We start from the raw sequence: 13,349 nt of genomic DNA on the forward strand, positions 1-13,349 counted from the left end.
CTGCTTATCCCAATCGTCCCGCCGCGTGCGCCAGCAGCGTGTACACCAGCCCCGTCTCCGAGATCAGGTGGCTGCGCAGCTCCTGCGGGCCGCGGCCGTCGCGGGCGACTTCGTCGAGCAGGCGCTCGAACTCGGCGACGTAGCGGTCGACCGTGTCCTTGAAGTTGCGGTCGGCGCGGTACTTGCGGGCGACCTCGTCGAAGGCCTTCTGGCCGGCGGGCGTGTACAGGCGCTTGGTGAAGGCCTTGTTCTCGCCGCGCTGATAGCGGTCCCACATCTCGGCGGCGAGGTTGCGGTCCATCAGCCGGCCGATGTCGAGCGACAGCGATTCCAGCGGATTGCTGCCATCTTGCGGTGCCTGCGGCTGCGGCGCGGCGGCATTGCGGCCGCGCAGAGCCTCACGACCGGTCGGGGCGCCGTGATTGGCGTCCGTGCGGTTGAGCAGGTCCGACAGCCAGCCGTCGCGGCCCTGGTCGCTACCGCCAGGTGCGACCGGCGGCGCTTCGGTGCGGCGCGCGGCCGGCATGCCGAGGTCCGGCGGCGGCAGCGTCGAGGCGCTGCCGGTGTCGCGCATGCGGGTCTCGGGAGCCCGGCCGCCGACGGCCGCGGCCAGCACCGGCTCTTCCTGGCGATGGATGCTGGCGCGGCCCGCCGTAGTGACGTCGAGCCCGCGGCCATGCTGGGCCACGATGCGGTTGAGCTCGGCGAGCGCCTCGATCTGGTCGACGATCACCTTGCGCATCTGGGCCGTGCTCTCGGCAGCCTCCTGCGGCATCTCGAGCACGCCGCGGCGCAGCTCGTTGCGGGTGGCTTCGAGCTCATTGTGCATCTCGAGAGCCATCTGCTTCATGCTGCCGACGAGGTTGGTGAACTTCTCGGTTGACTGCTTGAACATCGCATCCGCCTCGTCCGTGGTCTGGCGGTAGATGTCGTGCATCGCCTCGATGGTCTGGCGGTGCTCCTCCTCGGACGCCGCGCGCACCGCCTCGAACTGGCGGGTGATCGCGGCGGAGCCTGCGCCGGCGGTCTCGGCGACGACGCGGGCGATGTCGCGGGCGCGCTCTTCGGCGGCCGCCAGCGATTCATCGAGGAGGCCGGTGAAGCGCGACAGCCGCTGGTCGAGATCGGCCGTGCGCAGGTCGATCGTGGTGACGAGCGATTCCAGTGCCTGCTTGCGCTCGGCGAGCGAGGCGGTGGTGTTCTTGTTGCTCTGCTCGACGACCTGCGCGGCCTCGACCAGCGCCTTGCCGTGCTTGTCGAACTGGGTCGACAGCTCGCCGAGATCCTGGAGCGCCTTCGTGGTCTTGCTGTTGAAGACGTTGAGCTGCTCTTCCAGGTTCTGAGTCGCGGCGCCGTTGCGCGAGGTGACGTCGTTCATCGCCGAGACGAAGTCGGCGACGCGCGTCACCAGCGCCCGCTCCAGCGAGTTGAGGTTGTCGTGCGCACCGGTCAGCACCTCCTGCAGCAGGATGTTGCCTTCGCGCAGGCGCTCGAACAGGGCGACCGTGTCGGTGCGCAGGATCTTGCTGGTCTCCTGCATCTCCGTGACGGCCGCGATCGAGACCTGGCGCGACTGGTCGATCGCCGAACGCGAGGCCTGCTCGAGGTCCTTCAGCGACTTGCCGACCGCGCTGGTGGCGATCTCGCTCGCCGCGTTGATGGTGCGGGCGACTTCCGAGCCGTTGCCCATCATGGTCTGCGAGAAGGCGTTGCCGCGCGTCTCGATCGACTTCAACGCGTCGGAGGTGACGCGGTCGATGTCGAGGGTGAGCTGGTTGGTCTTCGAGCCGATGGCATCGACCAGCGCGCCGCGCTTGGCGTCGATCATGTTCGACAGGCGGTCGGCCTGCTGCTGCACGTAGGTGACGATCTCGTCAGTCTTGCCGGTCATGGCCTGGCCGAAGCTGGAGGTGGCGGCGAGCACCGAGCGCTCGACGTCGGCCGAGCTCGTCTTGACCCGCGAGCTCGCCTCGTTGGAGGCGGAGATCAGCGCGTTCTGGGCGTTGAGCGCGCTGGTCTGGATGTCGTTGGTCGCGTTGGCGGTGGCCGCGCTCAGCGTGCGCTCGATCTCGGTCGAGATCGTGCGGATCTGGCTCGCGGCGTCGGCCGAGGTCGAGGTCAGCGAGATCTGCGCCTCGCGCGCGCTGTTGAGGATGGTCGAGGCGGTGTCGGCGCCGACCGCGGTCAGCGTGCGCTCGATGTCCGTCGTCAGCGACTTGATCTGGCTCGCCGCATCGCTCGAGGCGGAGATCAGCGAGCCCTGGGCCTCGCGGACACCGCTGGTGAGCGCCTCGATGGTGGCGCCGCCGGCGGTCGCCAGCGCGCGCTGCATCTCGGCCGCGAGCGAACGGACCTGGCTGGTCTGTTCGGCCGAGACCGCGAGCAGGGTGCTCTGGGCGTCGCGCGCGCTGGTGGTGATCGTCTCGGCCGTCGTCTGGCCCACCTGCGAGAGCGAACGATGCACTTCGGCCGCGAGCGACTTGACCTGGCTCGCCGCATCCGAGGACGCCGTGACCAGCGTGCTCTGGGCCTCGCGGGCGCCGCTCATGATGGTCTCGGCCGTCGAGGTGCCCGCCATCGTAAGCGAGCGCTGCACGTCCGAGGACAGCGCCTTGATCTGGTTGGCGGTCTCGGTCGAGGCCGCGATCAGCGCGTTCTGCGCGTCGCGGGCGCCGGCGGTGATCGATTCCGCCGTGGTGGTGCCCGCCATCGTAAGCGAGCGCTGCACGTCCGAGGACAGCGCCTTGATCTGGTTGGCGGTCTCGGTCGAGGCCGCGATCAGCGCGTTCTGCGCATCGCGGGCGCCGGCAGTGATCGATTCCGCCGTGGTGGTGCCGGCCAGCGACAGCGAACGCTGCACGTCGGCGGTGAGCGCCTTGACCTGGCTCGCCGCATCCGAGGACGCCGTGACGAGGGTGGTCTGCACCTCGCGGGCGCCGGCCAGGATGGAGGCCGCAGTGGCGGAGCCGGCCGCCGACAGCGTGCGTTCGACGTCGGCCGCGAGCCCCTTGATCTGGTTGGAGGCCTCGCCCGATGCGGCGACGAGCGTCGACTGGGCTTCGCGGGCACTGGTCAGGATCGAGTTCGCCGCACCGGTGCCGACCGCGGTCAGCGCCTGCTCGACCTCGGCCGAGGTCATCTTGAGCTGGGCGTTGACGTCGGAGGAGACCGTCAGCAGCGACTGCTGGGCCGCGCGCGCGCCGGTCTGGATGGTCTCGCTGGTGTTGACGACGAGGTTGGTGAGCGAGCGCTCGGCGTCCTCGACATGCGAACGGATCGCGGTCGAGATCATCTCGGCGCGGGACATCATGTCCTCGCTGGCCTGGCGTCCGCTGCTCTCGATGCGGCCGGCGACGGCCTCGACGCGCGAGCCGAGCAGGTCCTCGAACTGCGCCACGCGCACGTCGATGTCGCTGGCGACGGAGCCGATCTTGGTCTCGATGGCCTGCTGGATGTCCTGGAAGCGCGCCGTGACCGTGTCGGTCAGATGCGTGCTGCGGCCGTCGATGATCTCGGTGACGCCGGTAATGCGGCGGTCGACCGCCTCGATCGCCTGCGCGGTGCCGTCCGTGAGCGTCGAGGTCAGCAGCGTGAGGCGCGTGTCGATCGACTGCACGGCCTGCGAGGCGCCGTTGGTCACGGCGGTGGTCAGATAGGTGAGGCGGGAGTCGATGGATTCGAGCGCCTGCGACGCGCCGCCGGTGAGCGTCGTCGTGAGGTGCGTCAGCCGGGTGTCGATCGACTGGATGGTCTGCGATGCGCCATCGGTCAGCGAGGTCGTGAGGTGGGTGAGGCGGGAGTCGATCGACTGGATCGCCTGCGCGGCACCGTCGGTCAGCGATGTCGCCAGCGTGTTGATGCGCCCGTCGATGGTTTCGGTCATGGACTTCGCGCGGGTGTCGAACGACTGTTCGAGTGCGGCGACGCGGCCGACGAGCTGCTCGTCGAAGGTCCTGATGTGGCCTTCGATCGTGCCGTCGAGGCTCGCGATCTTGCCGTTCAGCGAGGTGTCGAGGTTGGCGACGCGTTCGCCGATCGTGGTCTCGAACTGCACGAGGCGCTGGTCGAGCACCGCCGTGATCTGGCCGCCGTTCGCCGTGAAGCGGGTGTCGAAATTGTCGACATAGGTCCTCAGCGTCTCGGCGATGTCCTGCGTGCGCTGGCCCATGCGCTCGACGATCTCGCCGCCGAAGGTCTTCACGGTGCGGTCGAACTCGGAGATGTGGCGCGTGATCAGCGCGCCCAGCGTGCCGGAGTCGCGGGCGAACTTCTCGACCAGCTCGGTGCCCTGGTTCCTCACCAGCTCGTCGAAGGCGCTCATCTGCAGCGACAGCGAGTCGTGTGCGGTCTCGGTCTGGCTGACGACCTTGGCGACCAGGGCGTTGACGGTGGCGTCGAGCGCCTCGCTCGCCTTGTCGCCGCTCGTCATGATCTGGCCGGCGAGGCGGTTGCCGGCGTCGTCGATCTTGGCGGAGATGTCGTTGGAACGCAGCTCGAGCTCGAGCAGCAGCGAGTCCGACGAGTTCTTCAGGGAATCGTGCACCTGCTCGGTGCGCTCGGAGATGCCGTCGACGATCGCGGCGGAACGCTGCTCGAATTCGCCGGTGATGCGGTCGATGCGCTCGTTCAGCATCTCATGGACGCGGTCGGCGAGATCGACGAACTCGTCGTGGACGTGGCCGGTCTTGAAGTTGAGGCTGGTGGTCAGCCGCTCGCTGGCGTCGAGCACGGCGCGCGTGGTCTCGTTGCTGGCTTCCTCGAGGCGGTCGAGCAGGTCGCCGCCGCGCTCGCCGAGCGCCAGGATCATGTTGTCACCGGCATTGCTCAGCGCCTGGGTGATGTGGGCACCGCGCTCTTCGAGCGCGCCGGTGATGGACTTGGCGACCTCGTCGACACGGGAGGCGATCGCGTCCGAGATCAGCGCGATGTCGTGGCGCAGGTCGATCTGCACGCCGGAGATGGCGCTGCGGACCTGCTCGGCCTGGCCGACCAGATTGTCGCGCTGATGCGCGATGTCCTGGAGCAGGGCGCGGATGCGCACCTCGTTGTCGGAATAGGCGCGTTCCAGCGCTGCGACCTCGTTGGCGACCAGCGTCTCGAGCTCGCCGGCGCGCGCAATCGCGCGTTCGATGCCGTCGCCCATCGCCGCGACCTCGCGACGGATGGCCTGGCCGACGGTGACCATGGAATCGGAGGCCGAGCCTTCCGGTTCGGAGAAGCGGATCGCGACCTGCGCCATCGCCTGCGCGATCATGCGCATTTCCTGGCCGCGCCAGACGAGGCTCGCCAGGAAGTAGAACAGCATGATCGGCGCGAAGAACATCGCGACGAGACCGGCGATGACGAGCACGCCGCCGCTCTGGCCCATGGCGGCCTGGATCGAGGGCAGGAAGCCGACGGTCAGCGCGGCGCAGGCGGCGAGCCAGATGCCGGCGAAGATGGTGGCGAAGGTGTAGACGCTGCGGGCAGGGCGGCCCTTCTGCAGCGCCTGGAGCAGCTGGCCGATGGTCTCGCGGTCGTCATTGGCGGCGCGGCGCGAGGGGCGCGGCTCCTCGACCGGGTCGAACACGGTCGCCCCCTCGTTGGCGGCCGGGCGCGGCTCGAAGCTCGGCTCATCGAAGATCGGAGGGGCAGGCGGCGGCACCGGGGGCGCCGCTTCGTTGCGCACGGAGACGTTGCGGCTGGTGTCCGCAGCCGTGTCGCTGATGTTGAGGGCTTCCTGGATCGCAGAAAGCGCGACTTCTGTGGGGTCTTTGACCTTTTTCGGAGTGTTCGCCATGTTCAGTCCGAGCCCTCGTTACGTGTACGCGTCCCCCCGCGAGCCCTGCGCGCGGCGCAAGCCCACAGACCGGATCATGCCGCTTGCGCGGATCCCCGAGCCGTCCCCACCCGGACGGCTTGTCCGCCAATTTCTGCAACATCCTATTTGCAGAGCGTCGCGAATGAAATGCCCGCGATTAAGACATTCTTAATCATCGTTAACAGGATCGTGGCGTAACGCCTTAGCAATAAATGCAATTCTCCACCGGACTCGGTCGATTGCGGCAACTTGTTGTCAATAAACAGGCAGATCTACGTCAAATAGCCCAAACATTTCGTTAACCATTTTCATGCTTGGGTGAGGGGAACCTGACCGCCGGACCGGCGGCCGCCGCGCGATGCCGGGGCCTGCGCCATGACGCCTGAACTGCAACGGATGGATTGGATGCCGTCGCCCCCGCTTGCACCCATCGATAGCCCGCTGGATCTCGATCACCTGTCCCGGATGACGCTCGGCGACACTGAACTGGAACAGGAAGTGTTGGCGATGTTCGCCGAGCAGGCGGTCCGCCTGCTGGCGGCGATGGCTGCGATGCCGGCCGAGACCGGCGCGCTCGCGCACAAGCTCAAGGGTTCGGCGCGAGGAATCGGCGCCTTTGCGGTGGCCGATGCCGCAGCCAGCCTGGAGACCGCGATCAGGACCGGCCGTGGCCGGCCCGATGCCCTCGCCGCGCTGAAACAGGCGGTGACGGAGGTCCGCGCCGCCATCGAGGCGATCCTGAAGCCGTAGGCCGATACGGTCAAAGCCGCGCTCTAGTCATTTGTTTTGACGCGTTTTCTTCCCGCAAGATGGGATTCATTTCGCATCAAAACGCTATGGCGCCGGGCTGACCGACCCGTTATAGGACAGCCCGGACCCTCCTTCCTTCCCAGCACCGCGGCAGCACGAGCAGATATGGCCAAGATTCACTTTGTCGACCACAAGGGCGAAACCCGCACGGTGGAAATCGAGAACGGCGCAACCGTGATGGAAGCCGCGATCCGCAACAGCATTCCCGGCATCGAGGCCGAATGCGGCGGCGCCTGCGCCTGTGCGACCTGCCATGTCTATGTCGACGAAGCGTGGCGTGAGAAGGTGGGCAGCCCGACGCCGATGGAGGAGGACATGCTCGATTTCGGTTTCGACGTGCGCCCGAATTCGCGCCTGTCTTGCCAGATCAAGGTTTCCGACGAGCTCGACGGTCTCGTCGTGGCGACGCCGGAACGCCAGGCCTGATCGTCTCCAAACAAACTAGATGCTCGGCGGCGCGACCTCGATGCCGCGCTTGTGCCAGGGTCTGAGCTTCTCGATCACCTCTGCAGTCAGCGGCGCGGGGCGTCGCGTCGCCTCATCGAGCAAGACGCCGACCGACGTCGCCGACGCGATGCACTTTCCTTGCGAGAACACGACCTGCTCGAAGGTCACCGACGTTCGTCCGAGCTTCACCACCCCGAGGCCGAGCTCGATCGTGTTCGGCCAGTGCAGCTCGGCACGAAAATGCATGTCGAGTCGCACCATGATCCAGGCGAGGCCCGGCGGGGTCAGCCCGTATTCGGGAAGCTTCATCAGCGTGACACGGCCCGTCTCGAAATAGGTGGCGTAGACCGCGTTGTTGACGTGCTGGTTTGGATCGAGATCGCCGAAGCGGACGTTGTCGCTGAGGCGGTAGGGATAGTCCTCAAGGCGCGGCGTCGTGTCGGGGCGGGCTGGCGCGTTCACCGATTGATCTCCGTCATATCCATCCTCGTTACAGCCCAGTTATTTTGGCCCGGCAAGTGGGCGCGACTGCGGGGCGATCCCGCTTTTATGCCTTCCCTGTTCCATCCCCGTTGGCTAGACAGGCAGGGTCACCTCAGCCCAAAGGGCTCCGTCTAACCGATAACGATCGATAAAGAGACGACATGAGCGACGTGATCAAAACCGATGTGCTGATTATTGGCGCCGGCCCCTGCGGTCTGTTCGCCGCCTTCGAGCTCGGCCTTCTCGACATGAAGGCGCATTTCGTCGACATCCTCGACAAGGTCGGCGGCCAGTGTGCCGAGCTCTATCCGGAAAAACCGATCTACGACATTCCCGGCATTCCGCAGGTTTCGGGGCAGGGGCTCACCGACGCGCTGATGGAGCAGATCAAGCCGTTTCATCCGACCTTCCATCTCGGCGAGATGGTCGAGACCGTGGAGAAGATCGGCGATCCCGCCTTTCGCTGCACCACCGACACCGGCAAGGTGTTCGAGTGCAAGGTGGTGGTGATCGCGGCCGGCGGCGGCTCATTCCAGCCCAAGCGTCCGCCGGTGCCGGGCATCGAGGCCTATGAAGGCACGTCGGTGCATTATGCCGTGCGCAAGATGGAGACGTTCCGCGACAAGAACGTGCTGATCGTCGGCGGCGGCGATTCCGCGCTAGACTGGACGCTCAATCTGCATCCGCTGGCCAAGCGCATCACGCTTCTGCATCGGCGCGACGAGTTTCGCGCCGCGCCCCACAGCGTCGAGCAGATGCGCGCGCTCGTCGCTGGCGGCAAGATGGATCTGCGGCTCGGCCAAGTCACCGCGCTCTCCGGCGCTGACGGCAAGCTCACCGGCGCGACCGTCAAGGGCAACGACAACAGCTTGAGCGAGATTGCCTGCGAGGCCATGCTGCCGTTCTTCGGGCTGACCATGAAGCTCGGCCCGGTCGCGAATTGGGGCATTGCGCTGGAGAACAACCTCGTGCCGGTCGAGACATCCGCGTTCGAAACCAACGTATCAGGCATCTTCGCCATCGGCGATATCAACACGTATCCCGGCAAGATCAAGCTGATCCTGTGCGGCTTCCACGAGGGCGCGCTGATGTCGCAAAAAGCCCATCGTTATGTCTATCCGGAGAAGCGGCTCGTGTTCCAGTACACGACCTCGTCCTCCAGCCTGCAAAAGAAGCTCGGTGTCAACTGACGGAACGCAGCGGGGAGGCGATGCCCCATGTTTCTGGTGCTGGAACCGTTCGCGAAATCGCCGTAGTCTGCGGCCATTCCGGTCGTGGAATAACAAGGTGATCTAATGCGGAATTTCTCCAGCTTTCGGCAGCTCTCCTTCCTCGCGCTCGCATTGTCGCTCGCGACGGTGACGCCGTGTGCGGCACAGACCACCGAGCCCACGGCGGCGGGCCTCTGGCAGAAGGTCGAAGACGGCAAGACGGTCGGATGGTTCCTCTTCATCGACCACAACGGCGTGTTCGAAGGTGTGATCGCCAAGACCTTCCCGCGGCCAACCGACAATCCGAACGAAGTCTGCTCCAAGTGCACCGACGATCGCAAGAACGCGCCGGTGCTCGGCATCTCCTTCGTCCGCAACATGAAGCGCGAAGGATTGAAGTACGAAGGGGGCAACGTGCTCAATCCGCGCGACGGCCAGATCTGGAAGGCCAATATGCGGGTCAGCCCCGACGGCCAGACCCTGACGCTGCGCGGCTATCTCGGCATCGCGCTGCTCGGCAAGGACGAGACCTGGACGCGCCTACCCGATGCCTACATTGCCCAGGTGGATCCTGCCATCGTCGCAAAATACCTGCCCGCGCAGGCTGCAGCCGCGAAACCGCCCGCACCCGCGGCGAAGAAGGGCGGCGCGATGATGGCCCCTGCGAAGCAGTAGGCGCGCCGCCTCAGCACTCGTAGCTTCGGTGCGTCCTCTTCCCGCTTAGGCTGGGAATCCAGGACGTGCCAGCTTCTCAACGTCATTGCACGGCCCGTGCGGCCACGTTCGCCGAAAGGCGAACACGCGCCGGACCCGCTCCAGTAGTTCCCCGGAATGCGCGCTGGCGCCGGATTTGCATGGCTGCCGGCAAAGCTGCTGGGGGAGCGAGTCGCCGTCTCCACGCCTGCCGCGCACCACGCGGAGGGCGGACGGCAGCGTTTGCCTCGCGGCGATCACTTCGACCGCGGAGACACCATGAAAGCAATATCGTGTGCCGCCACGCTGCTGGGATTGATCGCGCTATTGGCCACATCGGCGCTGGCGCGCGATGACGGCCGCTACGCCAACTCGCCATTAAAACCCTGGTTCGAGAGTCTGCATAGCGAATACGGACAGTGCTGCTCCGACGCCGACGGCTATGTCATCGCCGACGTCGATTGGGAATCCGATCGCGGCCACTACCGCGTGCGCATCGACGACGAATGGGTCGTGGTGCCCGACGGTGCGGTGATCACCGTGCCGAACAAGATCGGCCGCACCATGGTCTGGAAGCACTATGTCGACGGCCATCCGCGCGTGCGCTGCTTCATGCCGGGCAGCATGACTTAGACCCGCGTGTCATTCCGGTCTGCGCGCCAATGTTTCCGGACGGTTTCGCGGAAGCGCCGATGCACCCTGCCTAACGCTCTTGCAGATCAAGCTGCGGAGATTTGACCGGGGCGGCGGCCGCGGGAAAGCGCAAGGGGTAAGAGCGCCTGTCTGTGGAACAGGAGGTCGGTGGTTCGAGCCCCTCACGTCACCGGCGCGGGGTTGAACAGCGTGAGATCATTGTGGATGCCCCAGCGGTCCGACCACGGCTTGACGCGGCCGGAGGCGACATCGAGGATCAGGCGGAACAGATCCCAGCCGCATTCCTCGATGGTCTTCTCGCCGGTGGCGATGCTGCCTGAATCAAAATCGATCAGGTCTTTCCAGCGCCGCGCGAGCTCGCTGCGGGTCGCGACCTTGATGACGGGCGCGGCGGCGAGGCCATAGGGCGTGCCGCGACCGGTGGTGAACACCTGCAGGGTCATGCCGGAGGCGAGCTGGAGCGTGCCGCAGATGAAGTCGCTTGCCGGTGTTGCTGCGAACAGCATGCCCTTCTGCGTCGCCTTCTCGCCGGGCGAGAGCACGCCGGCGATGGCGGAGGAGCCGGACTTCACGATCGAGCCGAGCGACTTCTCGACGATGTTGGCAAGGCCGCCCTTCTTGTTGCCGGGCGTGGTGTTGGCGCTGCGGTCGGCGCCGCCGCGGGCGAGGTAGGAATCGTACCAGGCCATCTCACGCACCAGCGCGCGGCCGACATCCTCGTTGATGGCGCGTCGCGTCAGCAGCTGGATGGCGTCGCGCACTTCGGTGACTTCCGAGAACATCACGGTCGCGCCGGCGCGCACCAGCAGGTCCGCGGCGAAGCCGACGGCGGGATTCGCGGTGACGCCGGAGAAGGCATCGCTACCGCCGCATTGCAGGCCGATGACGAGATCGGAGGCCGGGCAGGTCTCGCGCTTGCGCGTGTTGAGCACCTTCAGGCGGGCTTCGGCCTGGGTCATGATCGCATCGACGATCGCGCCAAAGCCGTCGAAGGCTTCGTCCTGCATGCGCACGATGGCGTCGTTGATGCCTGCCGGCACCAGCCGCTCGGGCGCGAGCTTCTCGCAACCGAGGCCGACGACCAAAATCTCGCCGCCGAAATTCGGGTTGAGCGCGAGGTTCTGCAGGGTGCGGATCGGCACGACCGCGTCGGGCGCGGTGATGGCGACGCCGCAGCCGTAGGCATGGGTCAACGGCACGACGTCATCGACGTTCGGATATTTCGGCAGCAGCTCGGCGCGGATGCGCTTGACCGCATATTCCATCGTGCCCTTGACGCATTGCACGGAGGAGGAGATGCCGAGGATGTTCTTGGTGCCGACCGAGCCGTCCGGATTGCGATAGCCCTCGAAGGTGAAGCCTTCGAGCGGCGGCAGCGGTGCGGGGACGGCGGTCGAGATTTCCAGCTTGTCGAGGGCAGGGGCCTCCGGCATGCGGATGCGGGCCTCGTCCACCCACTCGCCGGCCAGGATCGGCGACAGCGCGTAGCCGATGATCTCGCCATAACGGATGATCGGCGCGCCTTCCGCGATATCGACCAGCGCGGTCTTGTGCCCTTGCGGCACGAAGGCGCGCAGCGTCAGTCCCGATGCAAAGCGCGAACCGGCGGGAAGCCCGAAATCATTGACCACGATCGCGACGTTGTCGCGCTCGTTGAGCTTGATGTAGCGGGGCTGCTCTTTCGCTGCGACGTCCTGGTCCATCTTCGCTTGCCTCAAGAACGGAAGAAACCGTGTTTTCGTTCACCTCTCCCCGGAGGGGAGAGGTGGACACCTGCGCCGCGGCACGACATCACTCGTCAACCCGGATTCGTGTAGGCCGTCTTCACCGTGGTGTAGAACTCGCGCGCGTAGGAGCCCTGCTCGCGGGCCCCGTAGCTCGAGCCCTTCCGTCCGCCGAACGGCACGTGATAGTCGACGCCGGCGGTCGGCAGATTGACCATCACCATGCCGGACTCGCTGTTGCGCTTGTAGTGCGAGGCGTATTTCAGGCTGGTGGTGCAGATGCCGGAGGCGAGGCCGAACTCGGTGTCGTTGGAGATCGCGAGCGCTTCCTCGTAGTTCTTCGCACGAATGACGGCGGCGACCGGACCAAAAATTTCCTCACGCGCGATGCGCATGTTGTTGTTGGCTTCGGTGAACAGCGCCGGCTGCAGGTAATGACCGGGGTTCTCGCGCTTGAGCAGCTCGCCGCCGAAGGCGAGCTTGGCGCCCTCGTCCTGGCCGATCTTGATGTAGCGGAGATCCTGGTCGAGCTGGCTCTGGTCGACGACGGGGCCGATATGCACGCCGGTCTTGAGCGCATCGTCCACCGACAGCCCCTTCAACCGCTCGGCCATCGCCGCGACGAAGCGGTCGTGGATGCCTTCGGTGACGATCAGGCGCGAGGAGGCGGTGCAGCGCTGGCCGGTCGAGAAATAGGCGCCGTTGACGGCGACCTCGACGGCGGTCTTGAGGTCGGCGTCGTCGAGCACGACCAGGGGATTCTTGCCGCCCATCTCGAGCTGGAATTTCTTCATCGGGTTCGAGAGCACGCAGGCCTGCGCGATCTTGCGCCCCGTCTGCACCGACCCGGTGAAGGAGATCGCGGCCACATCGGGGTGCTCGAGCAGGGTCTGGCCGACCACCGAGCCGGAGCCGACCACGAGGTTGAACACGCCGGCGGGAACGCCGGAACGGGTGATGATTTCGGCGAGTGCATGTCCGGAGCCCGGCACCAGCTCGGCCGGCTTGAACACGACCGTGTTGCCGTAGCACAGCGCCGGCGCGATCTTCCAGGCGGGGATCGCGATCGGGAAATTCCAGGGCGTGATCATGCCGACGACGCCGACCGGCTCGCGGGTGAGCTCGACGTCGAGGCCGGGACGGACCGAGGCGCCCTTCTCGCCGATCAGGCGTAGCGCTTCGCCGGCGAAGAACGCGAAGATCTGGCCGGCGCGGGCGACCTCGCCGATCCCCTCGGGCAGCGTCTTGCCTTCCTCGCGGGCGAGCAGGCGGCCGAGCTCTTCCTTGCGGGCGAGGATCTCGGCGGAGATCTTGTTCAGCGCGTCATAGCGCTCCTGCGGCGTCGAGCGCGACCAGGCGGGGAAGGCAGCCTTTGCGGCGGCGATCGCCTTCTCGGTCTGCGCCTTGTCGGCTTTGGCATATTCGCCGACGAGATCGTTGGTGTTGGAGGGGTTGATGTTCTTCGTGATGCCGGAGCCGTCGACCCATTCGCCGCCGATGAAGTTCTTCAGGATCGCAGTCATCGTT

Annotated in this window: 9 protein-coding genes; 5 read left to right on the plus strand and 4 right to left on the minus strand. The window is 66.3% G+C overall.

The features are described 5' to 3' along the window. Positions 1–4 precede the first annotated feature (4 nt). Positions 5–5,779, minus strand: a complete 5,775-nt coding sequence (locus tag BRAD3257_RS14460) for an apolipoprotein A-IV repeat region-like domain-containing protein (protein ID WP_122402386.1) — start codon at positions 5,777–5,779, stop codon at positions 5–7. Positions 5,780–6,175: 396 nt separating this feature from the next. On the opposite strand from BRAD3257_RS14460, the gene BRAD3257_RS14465 reads away from it, so the two are divergent. Continuing rightward, the gene (locus BRAD3257_RS14465) at positions 6,176–6,550 is read left to right on the plus strand and encodes an Hpt domain-containing protein (RefSeq protein WP_122402387.1); all 375 of its coding nucleotides are present in this window, start codon (positions 6,176–6,178) and stop codon (positions 6,548–6,550) included. A 165-nt stretch (positions 6,551–6,715) separates the two neighbouring features. Further along, positions 6,716–7,036: a 2Fe-2S iron-sulfur cluster-binding protein gene (locus BRAD3257_RS14470; protein WP_008143731.1), complete on the plus strand. Its 321-nt coding sequence runs from the start codon at positions 6,716–6,718 to the stop codon at positions 7,034–7,036. 15 nt (positions 7,037–7,051) lie between these two features. Here the strand turns inward: BRAD3257_RS14470 and BRAD3257_RS14475 are convergent, their stop codons facing one another. Next, a complete protein-coding gene (locus tag BRAD3257_RS14475; protein ID WP_122402388.1) occupies positions 7,052–7,519 on the minus strand; it encodes an acyl-CoA thioesterase in 468 nt (155 codons plus the stop codon). A gap of 182 nt (positions 7,520–7,701) precedes the next feature. On the opposite strand from BRAD3257_RS14475, the gene BRAD3257_RS14480 reads away from it, so the two are divergent. The 3 genes from BRAD3257_RS14480 (at position 7,702) to BRAD3257_RS14490 (ending at position 10,077) form a co-directional block, all read left to right on the plus strand. Beyond that, on the plus strand, positions 7,702–8,730 hold the full coding sequence (locus tag BRAD3257_RS14480) for an NAD(P)/FAD-dependent oxidoreductase (RefSeq protein WP_122402389.1): 1,029 nt from the start codon (positions 7,702–7,704) through the stop codon (positions 8,728–8,730). 105 nt (positions 8,731–8,835) lie between these two features. Then, on the plus strand, positions 8,836–9,426 hold the full coding sequence (locus tag BRAD3257_RS14485; RefSeq protein ID WP_122402390.1) for a DUF2147 domain-containing protein: 591 nt from the start codon (positions 8,836–8,838) through the stop codon (positions 9,424–9,426). Positions 9,427–9,723: 297 nt separating this feature from the next. Further along, complete coding sequence (locus BRAD3257_RS14490; protein WP_122406562.1) at positions 9,724–10,077, plus strand: hypothetical protein; 354 nt, start codon at positions 9,724–9,726, stop codon at positions 10,075–10,077. A 182-nt stretch (positions 10,078–10,259) separates the two neighbouring features. Here BRAD3257_RS14490 and garD read toward each other — a convergent pair whose 3' ends face one another. Together garD and BRAD3257_RS14505 are read right to left on the minus strand one after the other, a co-directional pair. Then, complete coding sequence (garD, locus tag BRAD3257_RS14500; RefSeq protein WP_122402391.1) at positions 10,260–11,801, minus strand: galactarate dehydratase; 1,542 nt, start codon at positions 11,799–11,801, stop codon at positions 10,260–10,262. Between the two features lie 95 nt (positions 11,802–11,896). Then, positions 11,897–13,345 (minus strand): aldehyde dehydrogenase family protein, encoded by a 1,449-nt coding sequence (locus BRAD3257_RS14505; protein WP_122402392.1) that lies wholly within the window; start codon positions 13,343–13,345, stop codon positions 11,897–11,899. Positions 13,346–13,349: the final 4 nt, after the last annotated feature.

Source organism: Bradyrhizobium vignae (assembly GCF_900324035.1).
GTDB classification, from domain to species: domain Bacteria; phylum Pseudomonadota; class Alphaproteobacteria; order Rhizobiales; family Xanthobacteraceae; genus Bradyrhizobium; species Bradyrhizobium vignae.